The sequence below is a fragment of the Streptomyces sp. SYP-A7185 genome, assembly GCF_046103685.1.
GTDB lineage: Bacteria > Actinomycetota > Actinomycetes > Streptomycetales > Streptomycetaceae > Streptomyces.
This window is the reverse complement of the sequence record NZ_CP122310.1, coordinates 9,446,506-9,468,841: the sequence shown is the minus strand read 5'-3', so window position 1 is coordinate 9,468,841 and position 22,336 is coordinate 9,446,506. Positions and strand designations below refer to the sequence as shown.

Annotated in this window: 23 protein-coding genes; 13 read left to right on the top strand and 10 right to left on the bottom strand. The window is 70.2% G+C overall.

Features of this window, described 5'->3' with window-relative positions; all coding sequences use genetic code 11:
* Window positions 1–88: 88 nt before the first annotated feature.
* Both QBL25_RS41860 and QBL25_RS41855 read right to left on the bottom strand, forming a co-directional pair.
* Entirely contained in the window at window positions 89–724 is a 636-nt protein-coding gene (locus QBL25_RS41860) for a dihydrofolate reductase family protein (RefSeq protein ID WP_409062218.1), read from the bottom strand.
* A 123-nt stretch (window positions 725–847) separates the two neighbouring features.
* On the bottom strand, window positions 848–1,300 hold the full coding sequence (locus QBL25_RS41855; RefSeq protein WP_409062217.1) for a MarR family winged helix-turn-helix transcriptional regulator: 453 nt from the start codon (window positions 1,298–1,300) through the stop codon (window positions 848–850).
* Window positions 1,301–1,363: 63 nt separating this feature from the next.
* On the opposite strand from QBL25_RS41855, the gene QBL25_RS41850 reads away from it, so the two are divergent.
* The 3 genes from QBL25_RS41850 (at window position 1,364) to QBL25_RS41840 (ending at window position 4,526) form a co-directional block, all read left to right on the top strand.
* Complete coding sequence (locus tag QBL25_RS41850; protein ID WP_409062216.1) at window positions 1,364–1,732, top strand: VOC family protein; 369 nt, start codon at window positions 1,364–1,366, stop codon at window positions 1,730–1,732.
* Window positions 1,733–1,990: 258 nt separating this feature from the next.
* Window positions 1,991–2,803 (top strand): GntR family transcriptional regulator, encoded by an 813-nt coding sequence (locus tag QBL25_RS41845; protein WP_409062215.1) that lies wholly within the window; start codon window positions 1,991–1,993, stop codon window positions 2,801–2,803.
* Window positions 2,804–3,110: 307 nt separating this feature from the next.
* Window positions 3,111–4,526 (top strand): MFS transporter, encoded by a 1,416-nt coding sequence (locus tag QBL25_RS41840; protein ID WP_409062961.1) that lies wholly within the window; start codon window positions 3,111–3,113, stop codon window positions 4,524–4,526.
* 53 nt (window positions 4,527–4,579) lie between these two features.
* Here the strand turns inward: QBL25_RS41840 and QBL25_RS41835 are convergent, their stop codons facing one another.
* Window positions 4,580–5,899, bottom strand: a complete 1,320-nt coding sequence (locus QBL25_RS41835; RefSeq protein ID WP_409062960.1) for an amidohydrolase family protein — start codon at window positions 5,897–5,899, stop codon at window positions 4,580–4,582.
* Window positions 5,900–6,561: 662 nt separating this feature from the next.
* Window positions 6,562–7,068 (bottom strand): peptidoglycan-binding domain-containing protein, encoded by a 507-nt coding sequence (locus QBL25_RS41830; protein WP_409062214.1) that lies wholly within the window; start codon window positions 7,066–7,068, stop codon window positions 6,562–6,564.
* A 318-nt stretch (window positions 7,069–7,386) separates the two neighbouring features.
* Here QBL25_RS41830 and QBL25_RS41825 point away from each other — a divergent pair, with 318 nt between their 5' ends.
* From QBL25_RS41825 to QBL25_RS41810, 4 genes are all read left to right on the top strand, one after another.
* A complete protein-coding gene (locus QBL25_RS41825) occupies window positions 7,387–8,349 on the top strand; it encodes a helix-turn-helix domain-containing protein (protein ID WP_409062213.1) in 963 nt (320 codons plus the stop codon).
* A gap of 245 nt (window positions 8,350–8,594) precedes the next feature.
* Window positions 8,595–9,836, top strand: coding sequence for an acetyl-CoA carboxylase biotin carboxylase subunit family protein (locus QBL25_RS41820; RefSeq protein WP_409062212.1), 1,242 nt, complete (start codon window positions 8,595–8,597; stop codon window positions 9,834–9,836).
* Between the two features lie 40 nt (window positions 9,837–9,876).
* On the top strand, window positions 9,877–11,907 hold the full coding sequence (locus QBL25_RS41815; protein ID WP_409062211.1) for a hypothetical protein: 2,031 nt from the start codon (window positions 9,877–9,879) through the stop codon (window positions 11,905–11,907).
* Between the two features lie 234 nt (window positions 11,908–12,141).
* Window positions 12,142–13,848, top strand: a complete 1,707-nt coding sequence (locus QBL25_RS41810) for a SpoIIE family protein phosphatase (RefSeq protein ID WP_409062210.1) — start codon at window positions 12,142–12,144, stop codon at window positions 13,846–13,848.
* Window positions 13,849–13,873: 25 nt separating this feature from the next.
* Here the strand turns inward: QBL25_RS41810 and QBL25_RS41805 are convergent, their stop codons facing one another.
* The gene (locus tag QBL25_RS41805) at window positions 13,874–14,425 is read right to left on the bottom strand and encodes a CGNR zinc finger domain-containing protein (RefSeq protein WP_409062209.1); all 552 of its coding nucleotides are present in this window, start codon (window positions 14,423–14,425) and stop codon (window positions 13,874–13,876) included.
* A gap of 111 nt (window positions 14,426–14,536) precedes the next feature.
* On the opposite strand from QBL25_RS41805, the gene QBL25_RS41800 reads away from it, so the two are divergent.
* On the top strand, window positions 14,537–15,172 hold the full coding sequence (locus tag QBL25_RS41800; RefSeq protein ID WP_409062208.1) for a LysE family translocator: 636 nt from the start codon (window positions 14,537–14,539) through the stop codon (window positions 15,170–15,172).
* 88 nt (window positions 15,173–15,260) lie between these two features.
* On the opposite strand, the gene QBL25_RS41795 is transcribed toward QBL25_RS41800, so the two are convergent.
* Window positions 15,261–15,602: a hypothetical protein gene (locus QBL25_RS41795; protein WP_409062207.1), complete on the bottom strand. Its 342-nt coding sequence runs from the start codon at window positions 15,600–15,602 to the stop codon at window positions 15,261–15,263.
* 257 nt (window positions 15,603–15,859) lie between these two features.
* Between QBL25_RS41795 and QBL25_RS41790 the strand changes: the two genes are divergently transcribed.
* The gene (locus QBL25_RS41790; RefSeq protein WP_409062206.1) at window positions 15,860–17,395 is read left to right on the top strand and encodes an alpha/beta fold hydrolase; all 1,536 of its coding nucleotides are present in this window, start codon (window positions 15,860–15,862) and stop codon (window positions 17,393–17,395) included.
* A gap of 46 nt (window positions 17,396–17,441) precedes the next feature.
* Here QBL25_RS41790 and QBL25_RS41785 read toward each other — a convergent pair whose 3' ends face one another.
* Entirely contained in the window at window positions 17,442–18,122 is a 681-nt protein-coding gene (locus tag QBL25_RS41785; protein ID WP_409062205.1) for an SDR family NAD(P)-dependent oxidoreductase, read from the bottom strand.
* Window positions 18,123–18,224: 102 nt separating this feature from the next.
* Here QBL25_RS41785 and QBL25_RS41780 point away from each other — a divergent pair, with 102 nt between their 5' ends.
* On the top strand, window positions 18,225–18,812 hold the full coding sequence (locus QBL25_RS41780) for a helix-turn-helix domain-containing protein (RefSeq protein ID WP_409062204.1): 588 nt from the start codon (window positions 18,225–18,227) through the stop codon (window positions 18,810–18,812).
* Window positions 18,701–19,069: a hypothetical protein gene (locus tag QBL25_RS41775; protein WP_409062959.1), complete on the top strand. Its 369-nt coding sequence runs from the start codon at window positions 18,701–18,703 to the stop codon at window positions 19,067–19,069. The genes QBL25_RS41780 and QBL25_RS41775 overlap by 112 nt, the downstream gene beginning before the upstream one ends.
* A gap of 72 nt (window positions 19,070–19,141) precedes the next feature.
* Here QBL25_RS41775 and QBL25_RS41770 read toward each other — a convergent pair whose 3' ends face one another.
* The 3 genes from QBL25_RS41770 to QBL25_RS41760 all read right to left on the bottom strand — a co-directional run bounded on the left by QBL25_RS41770 (window position 19,142) and on the right by QBL25_RS41760 (window position 21,230).
* Window positions 19,142–19,882, bottom strand: coding sequence for a class I SAM-dependent methyltransferase (locus tag QBL25_RS41770; protein WP_409062203.1), 741 nt, complete (start codon window positions 19,880–19,882; stop codon window positions 19,142–19,144).
* 197 nt (window positions 19,883–20,079) lie between these two features.
* On the bottom strand, window positions 20,080–20,433 hold the full coding sequence (locus tag QBL25_RS41765; RefSeq protein WP_409062202.1) for a hypothetical protein: 354 nt from the start codon (window positions 20,431–20,433) through the stop codon (window positions 20,080–20,082).
* Window positions 20,434–20,567: 134 nt separating this feature from the next.
* Window positions 20,568–21,230, bottom strand: coding sequence for an O-methyltransferase (locus QBL25_RS41760; protein ID WP_409062201.1), 663 nt, complete (start codon window positions 21,228–21,230; stop codon window positions 20,568–20,570).
* Between the two features lie 70 nt (window positions 21,231–21,300).
* Here QBL25_RS41760 and QBL25_RS41755 point away from each other — a divergent pair, with 70 nt between their 5' ends.
* Window positions 21,301–21,966 (top strand): TetR/AcrR family transcriptional regulator, encoded by a 666-nt coding sequence (locus QBL25_RS41755; protein WP_409062200.1) that lies wholly within the window; start codon window positions 21,301–21,303, stop codon window positions 21,964–21,966.
* Window positions 21,963–22,334: a hypothetical protein gene (locus QBL25_RS41750; RefSeq protein WP_409062199.1), complete on the top strand. Its 372-nt coding sequence runs from the start codon at window positions 21,963–21,965 to the stop codon at window positions 22,332–22,334. The genes QBL25_RS41755 and QBL25_RS41750 overlap by 4 nt, the downstream gene beginning before the upstream one ends.
* The last annotated feature ends 2 nt before the right edge of the window (window positions 22,335–22,336 follow it).

Sequence of the window (22,336 nt, the reverse complement as noted above, 5' to 3'; positions counted from 1 at the left end):
TCCGCGTTGCGCCGCGAGCCGACCGAAGGAACCGCACCAACCTGGCGAACTGAAACGGGCACCCCACTGACAACAGTGAGCACCTTGCTCAGCTGCTCTCTTGAGGCCGCGTCACTTTCTCATAGCTGTCATAGCTGGGCCTGCCGTTCGGCCGGTAGGCGGCGACGACGGTGCCGCCCTTGGTCGTCGTCACGCTGACCGGCTCCAGCGCGGTGGGGATCGCTCCGTCGGCGAACAGCCGCTTGCCGGTGCCGATGATCACCGGGTGGATGGTCAGCCGGTACTCGTCGACCAGGTCGTGGCGGATGAGGGTCTGGGCGAGGTCGCCGCTGCCGACGACGTTGATGTTTCCGCCGTCGGACGCCTTCAGCTTGCGTACGGCGTCGGCGGCGTCTCCCTCCAGGAGGGTGGAGTTCTGCCACTCGACGGAGGTCAGGGTCCGGGACGCCACGTACTTGCGCATTTCGTTCATCCGAGCGGTGAACGGGTTGTCGGGGTCGGCGGTCGGCCAGTACGACGCGAAGATCTCGTACGTCTTGCGGCCGAGCAGCATCGCGTCGGAGTGCTCGTACCACCCGGCGATGGCGGCACCGACCTCGTCGTCGTCCACCGGTTTCTGCCAGCCGCCGTGCTCGAAGCCGCTCTCGGCGTCCTCGTCCGGACCGCCCGGTGCCTGCATGACGCCGTCCAGCGTCAGGAACGTACAAACGATGATCTTGCTCATGGGGTGCTCCCTCATCGACGGATCGAGCGTGTCGAGGGGTTGACCGAACAGCCGCCGGAAACTCATCGGCGGCGTTCCCCCGGCAGCCCTCCGGGCGGAGGGGACGTGCGCCGGGGGAAGAAGCTATGCGCCGTCCTTGCCGTCACGCAGGGAATGAATCATGCTCTGCAGGCTCCGGAAAGCGCTGTCCCGCTCAGCCTCGGTCATGCCGGCCAGCATTCTGACCTCCACGGACCGGACGGCCGCGGTGGCCTTCTCCAGGCTGCGTCGACCGCGAGGCGTGAGCCGCGTGGGAAGAACCTTGCCGACGCGCTCCTCCGCGGGCCTGGTCACGTAGCCGTCGCGTTCCAGGGCCTGGAGCAGCACGTTCATCGACTGCCGTGTCACGAAGGCGCCTCGCGCGAGTTCGGAGTTGGACAAGCCCGGCCGTTGGGCCAGCAGTTCGAGGCAGGAGTAATGCGTCACACTCATCCCGAGCGGCCGCAGCACTTCCTCCATGGCTGCGCGCAGGACGCTCGACGCCTCTTTCAGCAGGTAACCCAGAGACGTCTCCAGGTCGACTCCGTCTTGATTCATGTCAGAAGTCTGACATACATTGACCTGTGTCAGAAAGCTGACACGAACAGAAGGAGCAGCCTCATGCCCGCCACCGGCCCCGACTTCCTCTCGCTCCAGTCCCGCGACCTCAACGCCTCACAGGCGTTCTACGAGCAGTACCTCGGCCTGGTCCGCTCTCCGGCCGGACCTCCGCACGCCGTCGTCTTCGAGACGAAGCCCATCGCGTTCGCCCTGCGCGAGGTCATCCCCGGCACCGATCTGGCATCCGTCACCCAGCCCGGCATCGGCGTCGCGATCTGGCTCCACGCCACCGACGTCCAGGCCATCCACGACGCCCTGGCCGCAGACGGTCACACCATCGTCTCCGCACCGATCGACGGCCCCTTCGGCCGGACCTTCACCTTCGCCGACCCCGACGGCTACCACGTCACGCTCCACGACCGCACCTGAGCAGCCACCCGCCACCTGCCACCGGCCAGCTCCCGCTCTCACCTCGGCCGCAGGAATCCGCAACCGCCGAAGCCAGCCCCGGGGGGTCCACAGCGACTGGCGGTTCCCTCTCTCCTCCCCCGCAAGACCCCAGGTCATGGCATTCGTGCAGGTCACACCGGGTGGCGTAACTTCGCGGCAACATTGCTCGCCTAGCGTCGGTGTCCGGTGCGGCGTTCTGGTCGCGCCGGACGACGACACAGCCACCGTGAGGGAGCCATGCGCGATCCGAGGCCGAAGGGCGAGGGGTCCGGTCCGTCGCTGACGCGGGCCGACCGGGCGCGGACCGTGGCCAGCGTGCTGCGCAGGCAGGTCATGCGCGGCGCCTTCCCCGGTGGAGTACTGCCCGACGAGCGAGCCCTGATCAGCGAGTTCGACACCACCCGGAACACCGTGCGAGAGGCTCTCGGCCTGCTGCGTGACGAGGGACTCGTCGCACGCCGCCAAGGCGTGGGCACGGTCGTGATCGGCCGCGCCTACGAACACCCGCTGGGTGAACTGTCGGGGCTCGCCGAGGTGCTCCAGCGGCACGGCTCCGTCGTCAACGAAGTGCGCGAGGCCCGCGTGCTGCGGCCGCCGCACACCATCGCCCGGCGGCTGGATCTGCCCGACGGGAGCCCGGCCGTCTACTTGGAGCGCCTGCGCCGGGTGGACGGCATCCCGCTGTCCTTGGACTGCACCTACCTCATCCCTGAGGTGGGTGAGCCCCTCCTCGCGCACGCCGAAAAGACGCCGCGCACGCTGGAGAACCACGACGTCTTCGATCTCATCGAGACCGCGACCGGCCTGCCGCTCGGCTCGGCCGAGGTGTCCGTCCACGCCACGGTCGCCGATCCGGCGACCTGCACGGTCCTGGACATGCCCGAGGGCGGCGCCATTCTCGCCGTCGAACGCCTTACCCGTCTCGCCGACGGACGCCCCGCCGACCTGGAATTTCTCCACCTGCGCGGGGACCGCTTGACGCTGCACGCCACCCTCGACCGGGCGCGCACGTACACCGACGGCGCCGAGCCCGCCGACCGCCACACGTAGCCGACCGCTTCCCGAAGCAGCGCCCCCGCCGCCACCGCTCTCCTGGGCGTGCCCCCCTTCGTGAGGGGTGCCGACGCCGCGTCCGGCATGCCTGGTGACGTGCTGCGCCAGTCCTCTTCCCCGGATTGCACCCACCTTCTTCCCCGGACTGCGCCAGTCCTCTTGCCCGGAGTTCCCGGAGTTCCCGGAGGTCTCGTTGGATCACGCCGATCCCACTCACGCCGATCCCGCCCATGCCGAGCCCGCCCATGCCACCGGTCCGCGCCCGCCGCGTCCGCCGCGTCCGCGTGCGCTGACCACCGTGGCCATGTGTCTGTGCGTCACCCTGGTGATCGGGATGGTCTCCGCCGTCAACCTCGCCATCCCCGACCTGTCCGCCGACCCTCTGCGCCCCTCTGCCGAGGGCGTGGTGTGGGTCGTGGACGGCTATGTGGTCATGTTCGCCTGCCTGCTGGTGCCGGCGGGCGCGCTCGCCGACCGCCGGGGCCGGAAAGGGATCCTGCTGTGCGGCCTGGCGGTCTTCACCCTGGGCGCGATGGTCTGCGCCGCCGCCCCGCACATCACCGTACTGATCGCCGGACGCATGATCAGCGGGGTCGGTGCGGCCGCCGTGCTGCCCACCACCCTGGCCCTGCTGGTCGAAGGGCTGCCCGAGCCGGCCCGGCGCAAGGCCGTGGCCGTGTGGGCCTCGATGACGGGGCTCGCCGCCGTCCTGGGCAACGTGGGCGGCGGCGCCGCCATCGAGTACGGCAGCTGGCGCACGCTGTTCGTCTGCCTGATCCCCCTGGCCTTGTGCGCCCTGCTCCTGGTGGCCGCCGTGGCTCCCGTGGCCGCCCGCCGCCCGGGCCCCGCCGCGCCGCTGGCCGGCGCCCTGCTCACCGCCGGGTTCCTGGCGCTGCTCTACGCGATCGTCTCCGGCCCGCAATCCGGCTGGGGCGCCCCTGAGGTGCTGGCCGCCTGCACGGCGGCAGTTGGGTTCCTTGCCGCCTGGGCCCGGCACGAACTGCGCGCCCGCGAACCGCTCCTGGACCCGCGGCTCTTCGCACGCCCCGCCGTACGGGCGGGAGTGGCCGGGATGGCGACGCTGTTCGCCGGCATGTTCGGCCTGTTCTACCTCAACGGCCAATACCTTCAGTACGCCAAGGGGTACGGGCCGCTGGAGGCGGGTGTTCGGCTGTTGCCGATGGCCGCGGCCCTGCTGGCAGGACCCCGCCTGGGGCTGCTCGTCGAGCGGAGATGCGGCCGGCGGGGCACCGTCCTGCTCGGCATGCTGGTGCTGGCCTCGGGGTTGTGCGTGGTGTCGGCCGCCGATGCGTCCACCCCCTACTCGCTGTACGCGCTGGGCGCCGCACTCACCGCGCTCGGCTGCGGCACCGCGAGTCCTCTGCTCTCCCACGCCTTGATGAGTGCGCTGCCCGCGGCCAAGGCGGGGACGGGCTCCGCGTTGCAGAGCCTGGCGAGGGAGTTGGGCAGTGCCGTGGGCATCGCCGTCACCGGCACCATCACCACGGCCGCCTTCATGGCCCGCCTCCCCGCGCGGCTGCCCGGCGACGGCCGGCCGACGACGGTCGCCGAGGCCACCTCGCGCACCTCTGCCCCCGCCGCGCACGAAGCGGTCGTGGACGCGTTCACCGCGGGCCTGCACACCTCCACGCTGTCCCTGGCCGCCGCGATCGCGCTGGTGGCGCTCGCCGTCGCCCGGTGGCTTCCGCCCGGGCGCTGAGTCCAGCCGCCACCTTCCGGGGCGCGGGCCCCGGGAGGCTTCTCGGTTGTCGGCTAGTGCGGCTCCACGCGCTGCAGCCCGGCGCGGCGCACCACTTCGGGGCCGACCTTCGCGGCCTGTGCCACCAGCGCGGGCCCGTCCCAGTCCGGCGGCCAGCCCTGCCACAGGCGCAGCTTGCCGTCCACCACGACGGCGGTGATCTGGTCCCGGTTGGCCAGGCGGACCAGTTCCCACTCCAGGTCCCAGGACGGCGTGAGTTCGGGGACGTCGATGTTGACGACGAGGAAGTCGGCGGCCTTGCCCACCGCGATCTCCCCGGTCACCTTGCCCAGCCCCAGGGCGTCCGCGCTGAGCGAGGTGGCGTGCTCCAGCCACATGCGCCCCGCGCCGCACGAAGAATCCCCCGACGCGATGCCATAGGCCAGGCGCTGGGCGGTCTCCGCGGCGTCGACGAGCCGAAATCCGTCGCCGCGCGTGCCGTCCGTGCCCGTTCCGAAGCGCACGCCCATCGCGGCCAGCATGGTGGCGTGCGCGACGCCGTTGCCCTTCCAGGCACTGGCCACCGGGTTGTAGCTGACGGCCGCGCCGGAGTCGGCCAGCATCCGCATCTCGTCGGGGGTGAGCAAGGTGGCGTGCGAGCCCAGCGTCTGCGGGCCGAGCGCCCCCAGATGCCGCAGATATTCGACCGGCCGGCGGCCCACGCTCTTCAACGAGCGTTCCACGGAGGCCAGATGTTCGTTGACGTGGATCTGGAAGACCGCGCCCGCCTCGCGGCACAGGTCCGCCGTCCGGCGGATGGTCTTCGCGGTCGCGTCCTCGGCCACGGGGATGGCCAGCGAGGGATGGACCAGCGGATCGTCCTGCCACCGGCCGAGGTGCTGGGGACCGCCCGTCCCGTCGGAGACCACCTTGGACAGGACGCAGCGGATACCGGCTTCCCGCGTGCCCTTGGCCACCACGGCCACATCGACCGGCGCCCGCGTCCCGGCGTCGGCGACCGTCGTGAAGCCGCCGCGCAGCGCCTCCAGGGCGGCCAGCTTCGCCGACAGGTAGGCGCTCTTCTCGTCGAGGGCGTGCTCCAGCGGCTCCCAGATCGTCTTGAAGATCTCCGACGGCTGCCCGAACGACTGGGCCTTGCCGAAACTCTGCGTCAGATGATGGTGGGCGTCGACGAACCCCGGCATGATCAGGTGCCCGTCCAGCCGGACCGGCCGCAGGCCGGGGTGGGCCGCGATGAGTTCACGGGCCGGCCCCACCGCCCGAAACGTCCTGCCTTCGACGAGGACGGCCTGCCCGCGCTTGGGCCCCTGGGGCAGCATCAACAGCTCCGGCACGAGCAGCTTCTTGGCGCCCTCGAACTGCTCGGCTTGTATCGCCTTGGGTGCGCCGGCCCCGCTTACGGCGTCCGGCCGCCCTGGGCCCTCGGCGCGGGTGGCCGCGGCGGCGCTCCCCGCCGCCGGCGCGCCGATGAGCCCAGCGGCCCCGGCCAGGCCCGTACCCAGGAGGAATGTGCGTCTGCCGGGCTGCTCCCCCGCCGTGTCCACGCCGGGGCCGTACTCCTGGCCTGCATGGGGTTCTTGCTCCGCCGACCGCTCGTCTTGCCGCTCGCTCGCCAACTCACTCGCCCGCCTTCGCACGTCGCGTACCTGCGCAGTTGTCGCTCCGGGCACGCCTGTTCCCGCGGGCGGGTGACAGTGCCGCGCCGCACGACGACGAAAGCCGGTCAGCCGTACGCCGGGTCGGTCGTGCGGAGTGGCCTGACCCTAGGACGATCTCCGGCAATGGAACAAGACTTCCGGCATGCGACATCGGCGTGCGCGGACGGCCGGTGGCACAACCCTTGTCCGCCGCCGCCAAAGCCCTGGTCCGGGACGCATGCCGCCCCTTCCGAGGTGGCGTAACTTCACCGAAACATGAGGCACGCGGGACTAGCCGCGTCGCCCCCGCATCCCTTCCGAGCAGATCCGGCGCGGCCGCGGCAGACATCGACGCCGACCTCACGGACAGAGGCCGGCGTCGACACACAGGGTGGCGGCTAGAAAGGAGGGTTGAAGCAGGCGATATAGGTGCCGTTTTCGGTATACAGCGGCCACCGCATCTGTTCACGGGTCGCCGGCCCGTATTCGCCGTCGGCGCTCACACCGAGGCGGTTGGCCTGGAGCCACCGAACGGCATCCACCGTACCGGTGCCGTAGCTTCCGTCCGCTCCTCCGGTGGCGGTGATCCGATTGGCGGCGTAGGTGCCGCTGTAGCAGGAGACGATGGCTCGCTGCAGCGCGGTCACGGCGTTTGAACTGCCCGTCTGATATGCCATGTAACAGCTCAGACCGTTGCCGGTGCGCGCGGGGATCTTGTAGTGGTTGCCGGGGATCCCGCCACTGCCCAGCCCGTCGGTGCGCTTGACCGTCGTGGTGCACGGGCCGTAGGCGGCGTGGGCCGGCGCGGTCATCAGCGGGCTGGCCGTCAGGCCGGCGGCGAAGAGGAGAGCCAGGACTCCCAGTACTCCGCTTCGCATGCGGAACGTCGTGGATACATGCTGCACGATGTGACCCTTCCGGTCGGTGACGTCTCTGGTCGGTGACGTCGTCTCAGGGACAGCCTCGCCATGGACCGTAGGGCCATCGCGATCCCCGCAACTGGTCGCCCGTGCAGGGAACTTGGTCCACCGTGCACAGCCTCGTGCCGATCCCGCGGCCGGCACGGGACCTGGCACACCGGACCCCTCGACGCCGTTGCGCGGCGAGACGGGATCCGGCCAGACTGATGGCGGTAACCGCTTGCTTCTGGGGGGACTTGTGGGGGAACGAGCCGAGGCACGGTCAGGCCGACGTGATGACCGACGCAGACGGGGGTCTGCCTCATGAGCCCGGTCCTGGACACCGCGTTCATACCGCCGCGAGACCGGGTGGAAGTGATCCGGAACGCAGTGTGGAAATCCATGGTGGCGGTCGACATCGACCATCGCCCTGCGGCCGAGGACATCTCCGTTCGCATCGGCCTCGGCACGGTGGGGCCGATCAGGGTCTGTTCGGCGAGGGCGACCGCGGTCACTCTCCGTCGCACGGAGCGGCTCGCACGGAAGGACGAGGAGCCGGCCGTCACGCTCGGGGTCCAGATGACGGGCAGCAGCCTGGTGGTCCAAAACGACCGCGAGTGCCTGCTGCGGCCCGGGGAATTCGCCGTCTACGAATCGATCGCCCCCTACACCCATCTCTTCGACGGGGCGGTCGACTACCGCTTCATCCGCTTCCCCCGCTCGGCACTCGCACTCCCCGACCGGCTGTTGCGCGACGTCACCGCGGTCCCGCTGGGAGCCGACAACCCCGTCGCGCGCCTGGCCTTCACCTACTTCTCGCAACTGGCCGTCAGCGACGAACTGCACCACGGAGTGCACGCCGATGCCGTGGTGGAACCCAGCGTCGAACTCCTCCGCGCCGTCCTGACGTCCCAGCACGGCAACGCCCGCCTGGCCAGAGCACCGTTGGAGGCGACGCTCAGCCTGCGGATCACTCGATACATCCGCGAGCACCTGGCTGACCCGGACCTGTCGGCGGCACGGATCGCCGCCGCGCACGACATCTCCGTACGGCATCTCTACGCGGTGCTGTCCCGGTCGGGCATCCGCCTCGGGGACTGGATCCGTACCCGCCGCCTGGCCGAATGCCGGCGGGAGTTGGCCGGCCCGAACGGGCGGCTGCGGACCATCGCAGCGATCGGACGCAGGTGGGGCTTCGCGGACGCCACCCATTTCAGCAAGGCCTTCAAACAAGCCTACGGAAGCTCACCCCGGGCCTGGCGCGAGACGCATCACCCTCGCTCCTGACGGTCCGCGCACGGCCCCGGCGCCGTGGACCAGCCGTAGGGATGCGCCCGGTGCCCGCCCTACCGACGCCCGCTCCCCCGCGGGAGCCGCGCAGCACCTCGCCTCACCATCGCGGGAACAGAGGTGTGTCGCCGCGGGAGTGAGGTGCGTGCGCCTGGGCAGGAGGGCCCTGCCCGGAAGATCGCCGGGCACGGTCGTGCCCGGCACGCCGTCCGTGCGCACCCACGCCAAAGGAGAAAGGGCCTATGACACAAGGCGAACCGGCCACCAAGAACCCCGACAAAGGCTACGTAGCACTGCTCGGCTGGAGTCTCAACGCGGTGGAAGCCCTCGACCGGTTCGACCGGCGATATATCGTCGTGGCCCCGGAATGGGCCGAAGAGTACTGCGTCGAGCACGACATCCCTTTCGTGCCTTGGAATTTCGAGCGGCTCAACGACCGCTCCATGGAGATCGCCGAGACCCTGCAGAACGAGGGGGTCGACGTCGCGATCCCGCTGTACGAGGAGACCGTCGAGTGGGCGGGAGCCATCAACTCCGTGCTCCTGGACAACCCGCGGCTGTACGGGCAGGCCATGCTGCTGCGGGACAAGGCGCTGATGAAGCGCCGCGCGCAGCTCGGCGGGATCCGGGTGGGCATCTTCGAAGAGGCCCACGACCGGGACGACGTGGTCCGCTTCCTCAAGCGGGTCAATCAGACGCTGCTCAAGCTGGACGGCGACCCGAACGACCCGATCCACCTCAAGGCGTTCGACAAGGCGGGCTGCCTCGGGCACCGCGTCATCCGCACCCCCGACGAGATCGACATGATTCCGGAGGAGGAGTTCCCCGTCCTCATGGAATCGCATCTCGACGGCTGGGAGTTCGCGGTCGAGGCATGGATCCACAACGGGAAGATCAAGTTCCTCAACATTTCCGAGTACGTCACGCTGGGCTACTCGGTGTTCGTGCCGGCCACCCCGGAGCTGGAGCGCTACCGCCCGCAGATCACGGCGCAGATCGAGAAGCTCATCAAGACGTTCGACATCGAGTTCGGCTTCGTGCACCCGGAGTACTTCGTCACCAGTGACGGAGAGATGTACTTCGGTGAGGTCGCCTACCGGCCGCCGGGCTTCAAGGTGTTCGAGCTGCTGGAGCGGGCGTACGGCTTCAACGCCTACCAGGGCCTGGTGCTGGCCTTCGACCCGAAGACGACCGAGGAGGAGATCGACGCGTTCTTCCCGCGCGAGGTCGTCGACGCCTCGGGAACCGCCGGCTGCTTCGGCGTCTACCCGCGCCGCCGCGTCGTCAGCAACCTGGAGATCCCGCAGGAGACCGAGGACGACGACTACTACGAGTCGCACGACCTCTCCACACCGCTCGAGGAGACGGTCACCAAGAGAACCGCCTTCGGCACCCACTGGGGTCTGGTGTACTTCTTCGGTGATGACCCCTACCGCATGCGCGACCTGCTGAAGCGGCAGGAAGAGCTCGACTTCTACGTCTGACGGTTTTGTGGACGCAGAAGGCCAACATGAGGGACACCTTTTGAAACCGACCGTCGACGTCAACGGTGAGGCCACGACGCTGGACAAGCGCGTGGCCGCGCTGGACGACGCCATCCAGGCCATGGCCGAAACCCGCGACTTCGGCAAGCACACCAAGCTGCGGCGGGTCCTGGAGGCAGCGCGCCGGGTGCTCGGCCAGCCGGGCGGCCCCGCGGCCGTCCGGGCCAGGGCCAAGGCCCTGGAGGAAGCCGGGCTCTTCCTGGAGACCGACTGGGCGTCACCGGAGATCCTCCTGCCCGCGCTGGTCGGTCCCAGCCTGCACAGCGCCCATGCGGACACCGTGGTCCTGGAGGCCACCAGCGAGCTGCGGATGCTGGCGGTGGCCTGCGGCGACTACCCGCACCCGACGCTGTCCGCCGAGGACGCCCACCAGTTCCTGTCCCAGGTCCTGGCGACGAATCTGGAGCTGCTGTTCACCCCGCCCAGTGAGGCGGAGCGCGTCCAGCAGGGCCGCACCGCACAGCTCATCCGGGACCTGTTCCGCTACCTCGCCGAACAGATCGGCTACGACAGCGTCCTGGACAACCTGGTGGACGAGATCTGGCGGATCCTGCGCCAGCGTCCCATCCAGGTCGAGGCGGTGCAGGCCTTGATCACCCGGATCTCGGTGTACCGCAACGACCCGGACATCGCGCTGGGCGTGTCGTCGGGGCAGGGCATCGACCGGCTCATCACCAGCCTGTTCGGGACCACCGAGGCCTGTCGGGACGATCCGGGCGTCGAGGTCTTCCGCTCCCGGCTCGAGGCGATGGACACCGGCGCCCTGCAGTACGAGGCGACGGGGTTCGCACGGGCGATGCACGACACCGGCCTGGTGTCGCCGTACCACGCGGAACTGCTCCGGTTCCTGCTGCGGGAGAGCGACTATCTCGTCGGGGAGGCGCTGGGTCTTTCCGACACCGGCCGCAACTGCCTGCTGCGCTACAGCCAGCTGGTGCACCGGCTGATCGAGGTGGCCGTGCACCCGCAGACCGCGCAGAGCATCTACGGTCTCGCGCTGCTGCTGGACCGCGGCATCCTCTACCAGCCGCCGGTGGTGCCCGCCCTGTGGCGTCAGCTGTCGCTGGAGCTCTCGCCGGCCGCCCGCGAGCGGCTGACCACGGTGTTCGGCGAGACGCCGGGTCCGCAGGCCCGGCTGGTGGCGGGGGTGCTTTCGATGCTGGGCCAGCCGCTCGGCATCGGCCAGGGCGACAACCCCACCTGCCAGTCGGCCCGCGCCCTGTCGATGTGGTCCTACAACGACCCGGACTATCTGCTGCAGATGGTGGTCTGGGCGGCCCGCGACGACGAGATCCTCATGCACTTCGAGGGACAGCCGATCTCCTCGAAGGACAGCGAGAGCGGAGTGGCCACCACGCTGCCGATGGACCTGGATCCCGTCTCGCTGCTCCTGGTCCCCCACCTGGACCGCATCTACGCCGAGATGGGGCGGCGCTGCGTCGAGCGGCCCGGAGATCCCCACCGGTGGATCAACCCCGAATTCCACGGCTGGTGGGCGTCTCGCGGGTTCCACATCAACGTCGACGTCGCCACCGGGAACCTCGTCGACCTCGACGAGTTCCTGCGGCAGTTCCACGCCAGCTACCACCCCCTCTACAACGGCGAGCAGCCGCTGATCCACCCGCAGCCGGCCGGCATCGCCGTCACCGACAGCGCCGCCCGCTACATCGGCTGGCACGCGATCACCATCCTGCGCACCGCGCCCGACCCGCAGGACGTCATGCGGGTGTACTTCTTCAACCCGAACAACGACAGCGGCCAGGACTGGGGTGACGGGGTCGTGGTCTCCACCGCGGGCAACGGCGAGCGGTTCGGCGAAGCCTCCCTGCCGTTCGACCAGTTCGCCTCGCGGCTGTACATCTTCCACGCCGACCCGCTCGAACACGGCGCCCCGGAGCAGGTGCCCGCCGAGAACATCACCCAGATCACCGGCTACATCGAACGCAGCTGGGGCAGCGACCGGCTGCCCGAGGGAATGCTGCAGGCCCTGGCGAGACCCACGGGCCGCTGAGCTCGCGGCACTTCTCGGACGGGCTCTCGCCGCCTCATGGCCTTGCTGTGGAGTCCGCTGTGGAGCCCTTCGTCCGGCCACCACGTCCACGATCACGGATGTGGTGGCCGGCGCCGTAGAAACGACCTCGTGCTCCCCGACCTCGCGCCTGCGATCAGGTCTCGGTCCCCTGATTCACCCTGATGTGACGCGGGCCAGCCGTTTGCCGAACGCGCGGCGGGCAAAAAGAGTTCGATGGAAAGCTCATCTGAAGCGGGTGCGCCCGCCGTCCCCCTGGGGGACGCCGTGCTGATGTCCGAGCTCTTCGCGGCCGCGGGCGCCGGCTTGTACGCCGTGGACGCACACGGGGTGGTGATCGCCTGCAACCCGTGGGCGGAGCGCCTGCTGGGCTACGCGCCGGACACCCTCATCGGCGTCAACGCGCACGAGGCCCTGCATCCCCGGGCGGGCGACGGACGCGACCTGCCCCTGCACCGATCCGTCCTGGAGGACGTGGCCCTGGGTAAACGCTGCAGCGGCGACCGGGCGGTCCTGCTCCGGGCCGACGGCAGCGCACTGCAGGTGTCATGGAGCGCGGCCCCGCTGCCCGACGCCGCCGGGCACGGAAATGGTGCGGTGGTCGTTTTCCATGACGCGTCCGCGCAGCGCAAGCGTGACGGGCAACGGGCAGACCGCTACGCCCACAGCGAGACGATGCGCGAGCAGGCCGAGTACGACCTCGCGGAGATCGCCTGGCTCGCCGAGCTGACACTGGCCATGGTCAGCACGCTGGACGCGGAGGAGGCGCTGCGCCGCCTGGTGCGGCTCCTGGTGCCGCGGCTGGCCGACACCGCCGTCATCCACCTCGCCCAGGGCCGCGCACCGCAGCGCACCGCGTGGGCCCACCAGGAGCCCGGCATTCTGCCGGCGCTCCCGTCCGCGGTCATGTCCCTGCCCGACGCGCCCGCCCACGTCCACGTGTTGCAGCAGGTGATGCGGGGCGCCGGGATCCAGCACGTCACTGTCCCTGCTGGGGGGTTCGGTGCGGATCTGCTGGGTGTGGCGGAGGCGGTCGAGGTCTTGGTCGTGCCGCTGCGGCTGCATGCCACCACCTTCGGGGCGCTGACGCTGGCCCGTGCCGCGGCCAGTCCGCCCTTCAACGAGGAGGACCACGCCGTGGCGGAGGAAGTGGCCCGCCGTACCGCGCTGGGTCTGGACAACAGCCGTCTGCACGCGGCCCAAGCCGACATCGCCGCCACCTTGCAGCGGGCGCTGCTCACCGATCTGCCCGATGTCCCGGGAGTGGAGCTGGCCGCGCACTACGAGTCCGCGCAGCGCACCGCGGAAGTCGGCGGCGACTGGTACGACGCCTTCCCTCTGGACGGCGGCGACACCGCTCTGGTCATCGGGGACGTCACCGGGCACGACATCAAGGCCGCCTCACGGATGAGCGAGCTGCGCAACATGCTGCGGGCACTGGCCGTCGACCGTCCGGAAGAGAGCCCCGGCGAGATCCTTCGCCGCCTGGACATGGCGCAGGCCCGTCTGACCCTGGCCGACTCCGCCACCACCGTCTTCGCCCGGCTGAGCCCCGACAGCTCAGGATCCTGGGACATGGCCTGGTCCGTCGCCGGGCATCCGCCGCCCCTCGTGGTGACCGCTGACGGCAACGCCACTTACCTCACCGGCGGGAAATCACTCCTGCTCGGCGCCCGTCCCACCACCGAGCGCCCCACCGCCGAGGCCAAGCTGCCCGCCGGCGCGACCTTGCTGCTCTACACCGATGGCCTGATCGAGTCACGGACCCAGAGCCTCGACACCGGGATGACCCGCCTGCGCCAGCACGCCACCACGCACCACCACCTGCCGCTGCCCCAGCTGTGCGGCCAGCTGGCCCGCGAACTCGGTGACCCGCGCGACGACATCACGCTCATCGCCGCCCGCATCCCATCGTCGTCGTGACGTGACTCAGCCGTAGTGGCGTGACTCAGCCGCCAGCAGCTGCCCTGCGGCTGCGAAAGGCCGCTACGCGCGTCCGGTTCTGGCAGGTCACCGAGCAGAACCGGCGCCGTCCGCCGGGTGACTGGTCGACGTAGACGTCCGCGCAGTGGCCGCCCGTGCAGATGCCGAGACGCGCGAACCCGTGGTCGGCGAGGTACTGGCGCAAGGTGGTCGCCGCCGCCGCGACCAGTGCGTGATCGATGTCCTGGACACTCCATGCGGCGCGTGGCGTGCCGGCGGTGTCGGTGTCCACGACGGGGCGGACACCGCTGTCGTCCAGCAGTCGCGTCAGGTGCCGGGCGCATGCCGCGCCGTCCGGGGCGGAGAAGACCACGTGCAGGCGGTCAGCGGCATCGGCCAGCGCCTCGGGGGTCAGTGCGGCGTGCACGCGCGCGGGCAGGTCGAGCCGCTCCGTGAACTCGGCGACGGGCCGGAGAGGGGCGTCGCCCCGGCCGTCTTCCTGACGCGGCAGCGTGCCCCAGCCGTTGACCAGCTCTGTCAGCGCCGCAAGGGGGATCTCCGTGAAGGTGACTGTCACATGCTCCAGCGTAACGCGTTGAAAGCCCTCTTGGCGTTGCAACCGGCGCGTCGGGCGCGTAACGTATTGATGCACTCATAGGCGTTACACAACGAACCGCTGGGGGCTGGCATGCTGGATCTCACCCTTCTGCCGACCTATCTGGCGGCTGTCGCGATCATCACTCTCGCACCGGGGCCGGACGCCGCGTACATCGTTGCCGTGGCCCTGGAGCGCGGTCCACGAGCCGGCCTGGTCTCCGCCACCGGAATGGCTCTGGGCATGGTCGTGCACGTGGTTGCCGCCGCACTCGGACTCGCTGTCCTGCTGCGCTCCACACCCGTGGCCTTGACGCTGGTGGAGTTGGTCGGCGGCCTCTATCTCGGATGGCTGGCGCTGACCACGATCCGCTCGGCCAGGAAGACTTCCACCGCTCCCCAAGCACCGCCCCAGCGCCAGGTGCTGCGCCGGGCCGTCCTCACCAATCTGCTCAACCCCAAGATCGTGCTGTTCTTCGCCGCGTTCCTGCCGCGTTTCACCAGCCCCGAACAGGGCCCGCTCTGGCTCCAGTTGCTTCTCTTGGGGCTCATCCTCCTGGTGGTGGGGCTCGTCTGGGACAGCACGATCGGCTTGTGCGCCGGCCGACTGGGCCAGGGGCTGATGAGGGGACATCGCTCGACGGTGATGGTGAACTGCGTCGTGGGAATCACCTTCGCCACCCTTGCCGCGTTCCTCCTGAAGGACGCGCTCGCCCCCGTCATCGCGTGATGCGCCAGTGGCGCCGGGGCGCGCAGGACCGCGCGGCGGCACGCGCGGGAAAGAAAGAGGGAGCGACCACGGATGTCAGGCGCGGTTCTCACGCCAGGTCACGGCCACCGATCGTCAGCTCGACGTCCTCTCCCGCTTGGGTGATGTCCCGGATCAGCCACGTGCGATTGTCGATGAGCGTACCGGCACCGGTGGTGTAGCTCATGACGGCCAGTACGGGGCCCCTGGGCCCCTCGGTGCCCACCTTCGCCTCGGTCACCACGTCGTCGGAAAGGCGCAGTTCCACCTCGATCGGCCACGGGTCCGCGGCGAAGCCGCGGGCATCGGGGAGCCCTTGGACACGGCAGCGGGCTCCCGGAAAGAGGTGGGTGTGACCGCACACGGCCAGGAACGCTTGCGCGGGAGTCGGTCCGCTGGACGACTGAGGCATGGCGGGGCTCCGAAATCGGTGGCGGCTACGAGCCCTGCCCAGTCTGGTGTCCTGAACGGGCCGGGCGCGGCATTGCGCCGCCGTATCGCCCTGCCGTGTCACACGGACTGACCATGCACGCCCTCTCTGCGTGCATGCCGGGAAGGCTCTTTGGCAGAACCTCCGGAGGACGGGCCCCACGGGTGGGGATACCCCCAGCCAAGACTCGGGGGATGGCCGCAGCGATACCGGGCGAGGGGGCGCCTAGCGTACGGTGCATGCGGATAACCAGAGGCAGACAAGCGGCCGTTGCCGGAATCGCCGCGCTGGCCGTGGCGGCGGGAACCTCCCCCGGCACGGCTGCGGAGGCGGCCGAAACGCCCTCGGGGCTCGGGCGTTACCACGCCCAGGACATCGACTGGCACGCGTGCGCGCAGGGCCCCGACGACACCACCGGCCAGGAGCTCGACACCGCGGGCGCCCGGTGCGCCGACCTCACCGTGCCCCTGGACTACACCGACCCCGGCGGCCGCACCATCACGATTGCCGTCTCGCGGCTGCGCGCCACCGATCCGGCCCACCGCGTCGGCCCGCTGCTGCTCAACAACGGCGGCCCCGGCGGGCCGGGCCTCGACATGCCGCTCACGGCCGGCGCCGCCATGGGAAAGGTGGCCGAGAAGTACGATCTCATCGGCCTCGACCCGCGCTTCGTCGGCCGCTCCACTCCGCTGGACTGCGGCTGGCACATCGGTTCCACGGTGTTCTCGGCCGGCAAGAACCGCGCCGGATACCGGCACGCGGTCGCCCTCCAGCGCGACCTGGCCGAACGGTGCCGCGCGACGAACGCCGATGTGCTGCCCCACGTCAGCACCCGTAACACCGCCCGCGACATGGACATCGTGCGGGCCGCGTTGGGCGCGCCGCGGATCTCCTACCTCGGCTACTCGTACGGCACTTACCTGGGCCAGGTCTACACCGAGCTGTTCCCGGGCCGCACCGACCGCATGGTGCTGGACGGCGTCATCGACCCCGCCCGCTACAGCCAAACCCTGCTCGCCGACTCCACGCAGGCCAACGAACGCGCACTGCACGCCTGGGCGGCCTGGACGGCCGCACGGCACCGCACCTACGGCCTCGGCCGCACCAGCGCAGCCGTGCTCTCCACGGTGCGCGGCATCCAGCAGGCCGCGGCCGACAAGCCACTGCGCGTGGGTGACTTCCGGGTCGACGAACACTTCGCTCCTCTGGTCTACTTCGCCGGCCTGGGCAGCGACCTGAACACGCCGCGGGCCGAGCTGGCCGTCGCGACCCAAACGCTCGCGCGCGCCGCCAAGGGACACCAAGTCGAGCCGGGAGAAGGCCTGTCCGGGCTGCTGTCGGCCATGACCACCAAGGCCGGTTCCCCACAGGGCAGCGTGCAGGCCGCCATCCTGTGCGGAGACGTCGCCACACAGCGCGGCACCGAGAGCTACTGGCGCGACATCCAGACCGGCCGCAAGAAGCACCCCTTCGCCGCCCCGCTGTCGTACAACATCACGGCGTGCGAGTTCTGGGATGCTCCGGCGGAGGCGCCGACCGTGGTCGACAACGATGTTCCGGCCCTGTTGGTCAACGCCACGGGCGACACCCGTACGACCTATGCCGGTGCGCGCCAGGTGCGTGAGCGATGGTCCCGCTCGCGTCTGGTGACGGTGCCCGACGCCCACCAGCACGGGGTGTACGGGGAGTACGGCAACGTGTGCGCCGACGCGCAGGTCAATGCCTACTTGGCCGACGGCCGACTGCCCAGGCACGACGTGACCTGCCGAGGCTGACGATCCGACCGACGCCTGATGGCCCTGCATCGGGCCGGGGACGAGTTCAGTAGCCGATGGGTCCCCGGCGGTCGTGGAACTGGCCGGTCGGGCCGTCCGGGCCCAGCAGCGCCAAGGCGACGGTGGCGTCCGTCCCCTCGGTGACGGTCTGATGCCCGCTGTTGTGGTTGAGGTCGGTTGCCGTGTAGCCGGGGTCGGAGGCGTTGATCCGCATCTGGGGCAGGCTCTTGGCGTACTGCACGGTCAGTGTGATCACGGCGGCCTTCGAGCTGGCGTAGGGCGCCATATATCCGGTGAAGGCGTCATCGTCCGGGTCCAGCAGGGCGCGGGGAAAGCCGAGCCCGGAGGCGACGTTGACGATCACCGGCCGGTGCGAGCGCCGCAGCAGGGGCAAGGCGGCCTGGGTGACGCGGACGATGCCGAAGACGTTGGTCTCGAAGGCACTGCGCATCGCTTCGACGTCCAGGTCGTCGAGGCTCCACGAAGGACCCACGATGGCCGCGTTGTTGATCAGCACGTCGAGTTCGGGCAGCGAAGCGATCGCCTTGTCGACGCTGTCCTGGTCGGTGACGTCCAGCTGTACCGGCAGCGCGCCGAGTTCCCGGGCGGCGCCTTGCGAGGCCAGGTCACGCATGCCGGCGTAGACAGTGTGGCCTGCGGCGATCAGGCGGCGGGTGGTTTCCAGACCAAGGCCTTGGTTGGCCCCGGTCACCAGTGCTGTGGTCATGCCGCCACTGTGCGCCGCCGCCACGTAGGCCGACAGGCACTGTCCGACGGTGGGCACAGCAGTACCACCCACTTCGCGCGGCGCCGGGGCACCATGGAGGGCATGGAAGAGTTCGCTCAGATCCTGCGGGCCTGGCGGGACCGCGTTCGCCCCGAGGACGTCGGCCTGCCCCCTGGCCTGGGCCGACGCGCGCCCGGGCTACGTCGCGAGGAGCTGGCCCTGCTCGCCGGGGTGAGCGTGGATGACATCGTCCGTCTGGAACAGGGGCGCGCTCGCAACCCCTCCCCGCAGCTGCTGGCCTCGCTGGCCAGGGCGTTGCGTCTGACCGACGTGGAACGCGATCACCTGTTCCGCGTCGCCGGCGCGGCCCTGCCTCCGGCCGGCCACGTGCCACGGCACGTCACGCCGACCGCACAGCGGATGGTCGACCGGTTCCGCAACGCCCCGGTGGCCGTGGCCGTGCACACCGCCATCTACGAGCTGGTGCTGTGGAATCCGCTCTGGGCCACGCTGTTCGGTGACCCTCCAGCCAGACCCGGCTCGAGCGCAATGTCGCCTGGCGCCACTTCGAGGGTTCGATCCCCGTCACGCACACCCCGGAGGACGACGAGGCCTATGCGCGGGACCTCGTCGGCCATCTGCGTTCCGCGGCCGGTCGTTACCCGAACGATCCGGACATCCCGCAGCTGATCGACCGCCTGATCGAGACCTCCCCCGATTTCGCCCGCCGCTGGAAGGCCGGGACCGTCGGGGAGCTGCGCAGCAGCCGCAAGACAGTGCATACGGAGCTGGTCGGGGACATCGTCGTGGACTGTGACACGTTCACCGGCGGTCCAGGCGACCAGACGGTCGTGATCATGACGGCTGCCCCGGGTTCCGAGGATGAGCGCAAGCTCGACCTGCTGCGCGTAGTCGGGCTCCAGGACCTACAGAGCCGATCAACATAGGCGTCCTTCGTCGGGTTCTGGTTCTGCCGGCGGTGGCGAGCGGTCGCCTTCACGTGTCGGCGTGGCGGGGGCTTACGGTTTGTGGGCCACCCACAGCAGTTCCGCCGGCCAGCGGTGTGCCCAGTCCGGTGGCTCGGTCGTGTTGTAGCCGTTGGGCCTTTCGGGTTCGGGCCGCGGCTCGATGAGGTCGTCGATGATGAGACCCGCGCCGCGCAGAACCCTGACCCAGTCGCCGTAGGTGAGCTGATAGCTGGTCGCGCCGGCGCCTTCGGCGATGGTGTTCAGTCCGAAGTAGTCCTGTTGCAGCGTCGTGGTCACGCGGCTGGCGGCTTCGTCGTAGCAAGCTTCGAACCATGGGCTGGCGACGTTGAACACCAGGCGTCCGCCCGGACCGAGGACACGTGCGGCCTGTGGGACGGCCAGGTGCGGGGGCGCCCAGCTGAGGCCACCGAAGTCGCAGAACACCAGGTCGAAGCTGTCGGCGGCGAAGGGGAGTTGTTCGGCGGCGCCTTGCACCAGCGGGTAGCGGTCCGGTCCCATCGCGGCTGCCGCCGCGGCGAGTTGGGCCTCGGACAGGTCGATCCCGACGACGTTGGCGCCCTCGGCGGCAAGCGCCCTGGACCACTGGCCGGCGCCGCAGCCGAGTTCGAGGACCCGCTTGCCGGTCACGTCGCCCAGGGCGTGCAGCTGCGCGTCGGGGATGGCGTACATGCCCCACAGCCGGGGTGTGGCGCCGATGTGCGGGTCGTGCTCGTGCTGGTAGGCGCTGCTGATCTGGTTCCAGAGCCGCCGGTTGGCGGGGATGCTGTCCACCTGCCGACTCCAGCACTGCCTGCCGGGGGCGGTCAACACGATTGAGGCACTGATCGGTCGAGGCCACTGGCCGGCCCACACCTCGGTCCGGCCCGCTGGGTCGCCGAATGCCCTGTGATCCAGATACACAGCCGTCGAGGTCCGCCGCCGGGCCATTCCGGCGCACACCACCAGCCCGAAGCGCGGTGCGCCGGGTTTCACCAGGGGCGGGCGGTCTCTTGCACGCCGAGCAGCAGCCCGCCCCGCAGCACGGCCGTCACCACCCGTACGCCCACGACGGCGCCGTCCACGAGGTGGCGCTCCAGGAACCGGTACACCTCAGGGGTGATGGTGGTGACGTCCTCGACCTGGATCGACAAGCCGGGCCGGCTTCCGCCCGCACCGCTCAGGGATTCTCGCAACGTCCCGAGGTCGAGGATCGCTCCATCTGTCGTCACCAGCGCGAAGGACTCGTGGTGGGCGCGCAGGAATATGTCGAGGCTCGGGGCCTCCGCGTCCCGCAGCCAGGCAGTCAACTGGTCATGGTGTCGGGCAAAGAAGTCTGCGTGCATGCTCCAACTGTGACAGTTGACGCCGGACGACCACTGGCGGGGAGCGGTGTCGCACCAGTGCGAACCGGACAGGCGTGAGTTGCTGCCCGCGCGTCACGCCCGCGGTCCCGCCGGGCAGCGTCCCTCGAAGTGGGTCAGAGGCGACAGCTGATCTCCATTCCGTCCTCCACGGGGAACGTGACGCTCTGGTAGCCGTTCCGGGGGTCGCGGACGTAGTCGAGGTAGGGGGCCAGGTCTTCCAGGTCGATGTCGTCGGCGATGACGAGGGTGCCGGGCGCGAGGCCTGGTTCAAGGAGTCGCAGGACGGGCAGGCACAGGTCCTTCCAGCCGTCGAGGAGGACGAAGTCCGCGGAGCCGACCACTGCGGCGAGGGTGTCGCGGGCATCTCCTTCGAGGACGGTGATCAGGTCGTCCAGGCCGGTCTCGGCGAACGTCCGGCGGGCGGCCGCCGCCTTGGCGGCGCTCAGCTCCGTGCTGATCACGCGCCCGGTCCCGTTGTCGCGCACCGCGGCGGCGAGATGGAGCGTGGAGATGCCGAAGGACGTGCCGAACTCGACGACGGTGGCGGGGCGGGTCGCCCGGATCAGGTTGTAGAGGAGGCGGCCGCCCTGGGCGGAGATCGGCATGTAGACCTCCGCGTTGGCGTCGGCCTGCTCCTGCGCGTCGAGAGGCGCGGAACGCTGCGGCGACGCCGCCCGGATCCGCGTACTGGTCGCCTCGTCCTGCTCGGCATGCCGGAACATCCGCTCGAGGGCGGAGGCGACGCGGGGGTCTTCAAGGGTGTTGGTGAGTGCCATGAAGCTAGAGTAGACGCACCGTTGCGTTGCGTCTAGAGGTTCTGGCCTACTCTGACCCCAGGAGGCAGACATGGAACGAGGACGTACGGCCGCGGCTGCGGCCGGGCCGGAACCGGCGGCACGCCACCACGGCAACCGGCACGGACGCAGCGAACAGGCCCGGCAGGCAGTGCTGGAGGCGGCCGACGACCTCTTGGTCGAGAAGGGCTTCACCGGCGTCACCATCGAGGGCATCGCGGCCCGGGCGGGCGTCGCCAAGCAGACCGTCTACCGCTGGTGGAAGACCAAGACCGACGTCCTCCTGGACGCCTTCCTCCAGGACGCGGCCGAAGCCCTGACCCCGCCGGACCACGGCGACCTGGCCCCGGACCTCCGCGCCCACCTGCGCCAACTGGCCCTGTTCCTCACCCGGTCCGACGCGGGCGCCGTCTTCAAGGCCCTCATCGGACACGCCCAGCACGACCCCGCGTTCGCCGCCGCGCTGCGATCGGGGTACCTCGACGAACAGCGCCGCCGCGACCGGCTCCCGCTGGAACGCGCGGTGGAACGCGGCCAGCTCGCCGCCGGACTCGACATGGCGGCGGAGATCGACCAGCTCGTGGGACCGGTCTACCACCGCGTCCTGATGACGGCCGAACCAGTCGACCAGGCGTTCACCGACCGCCTCGTCGAGGCGTTCTTGCACCGCGCGGACGTAGCGGATGTAAACGACGCGGGAGAGAGGGGAAACAGATGACTCTGCGGGCAGGCCAGCGGGTGGTGCTGGCAGCAGACACCCGCCTGACCGATTCGGCCGAGGTGTCGGGCGTCGTCGTCGGGTTCCTGTCCCTGGCGGCGGGCACCGGCGGCACCGTCGAGCAAGTGGTCGGCCACCAGGACGAGAGCGAGGAGGTGCGCGAGTACGAGCGCCTCAAGTCGCTGCTCGACACCTTCGGCAGCCAGATGCCCACGGAGAGCAGGAAGCAGCTCGAAGAGAAGGTCGGCTCACTGGAACCGGCGTGGACCGCCTTCCAGGAACGGGCGCTCCGCGTGAGCGTGCGGGTCCGCTTCGACAACGGATTCATCCTCGACGGGGCCGACGAGGCCGTCTTCGTCCCGGCCTGAGG